This is a genomic window from Psychrobacter sp. T6-1 (genome assembly GCF_052258445.1).
Genome location: NZ_JBQQFC010000430.1, coordinates 1 through 1,560, shown reverse-complemented (window position 1 = coordinate 1,560; position 1,560 = coordinate 1). Strand labels below are relative to the sequence as shown.

Genomic DNA, 1,560 nt, shown 5'->3' with positions numbered 1-1,560 from the left:
AAAGATAGTGGCGAGTTGGCGTGAACATCAGGGAACACGCTATCTTTGGCTAAAACATCCATCTCATTGAACGCCTGCTTACACGTCATTTCAGTCTTGGTCAAAATAGTCTGAATACGGTTGGCTAAGCGTCCTTTTTTATGTAGTAGAACAAAGAAAAGGATCGTTTGTAAACCAAATACCAGTGGATAGACCCATACAGACAAGCTAAAACCAAGTAGTCTTGTCGATAGCATTAGTATAATTGCTGCAACCACATAAGCGACCAGTTGCCAGAGTAACCACATTATGGAGCTATTGTCGCCGTACCAAAACATCTGACGCTCTTGCAGGGTAGATATGCGCTTGCGTGCATGACACCACTGTTGTTCACGTGCGCGTAACTGATCACAAATGATAGGACGAGGTTCGACTCTAGGGCTTTGATCAGTATCAAAGGTATTGTCGAGTTTTTTTGGATCATAAACGAGTGTCATATCAATTGTCCTAAGCTTATTAGGCAGCCACCTAAAAGCGGCGTCCTTATTGTTCTATTATTTATAAGCTATGGGTAATAAGGCGAACTATAATGATAGAGTGCAGCTGCTCATTATAAGACGGTTTACTACAAAATGACTGGATACGTCCTTGAGTCATCTTAAACTAAATCACCATAAACTTTATATCTTTGAACTTGAGTCATTCAACCTTTAGGTATTGGGATAATGACAATAAGCATTGGAAGAAAAAGACATCAAACAGCAGAAGTGCTACACTACTAAACTGTAATTTTTCTTTATAACTTTATTATTTATTGTCTATTATAGCCAGCGATCTTATGAATAACAACTTAACGCACCTGCATCCCTACCCCTTTGCAAAAATGGCAACTTTGCTAGAGAATAGCTCGCCTGCCCTCGACTACACTGAGATCAAGCTAGGTATTGGTGAGCCAAAACACGCACCGCCCGCCTTTGTGCTGGACGTACTACAAGAAAACTTGGACACCTTAGCGCGCTATCCGACGACGAGCGGTATGTTTGAGCTGCGTCAAACCATCGCGCACTGGTTAGAAAAGCGGTTTTTTTTGCAGCATGTCAATCCAAACTCACAAGTATTACCCGTTATGGGCTCGCGTGAAGCGATATTTAGTTTCGTTCAAGCGGTTATCAACCATGATGGCAATAACGATGAGCCTACCGTCGTCATGCCCAATCCTTTTTATCAAATCTATGAAGGGGCGGCGATACTTGCAGAGGCCACGCCGCATTTTGTACCTTGTACCCCTGCCAATAATTTTAAGGGCAGCTACCGCTCAGTGCCCAAAGAGGTCTGGACGCGTACTCAGCTATTATTCGTCTGTAACCCGAATAATCCTACTGGCTCTGTGATGACTATGGATGATTGGGAGTACCTGATTCGCTTATCAGATCAGCACGACTTTATTATTGCAAGCGATGAGTGCTACAGCGAGTTATATTTCGATGAGGCGCCCATAGGGTTACTACAAGCGTGCGCCGCTCTTGGACGTGATAATTTCAAAAACTGTGTGGTCTTTCACTCCCTATCAAAACGCTCAAA

Annotated in this window: 1 protein-coding gene and 1 pseudogene; one reads left to right on the top strand and one right to left on the bottom strand. The window is 43.1% G+C overall.

Features of this window, described 5'->3' with window-relative positions:
• Window positions 1-476 (bottom strand): annotated as a pseudogene (locus ACTXGO_RS13515) (hypothetical protein); the annotation flags it as partial.
• A 341-nt stretch (window positions 477-817) separates the two neighbouring features.
• Between ACTXGO_RS13515 and ACTXGO_RS13510 the strand changes: the two are divergent.
• On the top strand, window positions 818-1,560 hold a 743-nt coding region (locus tag ACTXGO_RS13510), incomplete at its 3' end, for an aminotransferase class I/II-fold pyridoxal phosphate-dependent enzyme (RefSeq protein ID WP_443574885.1).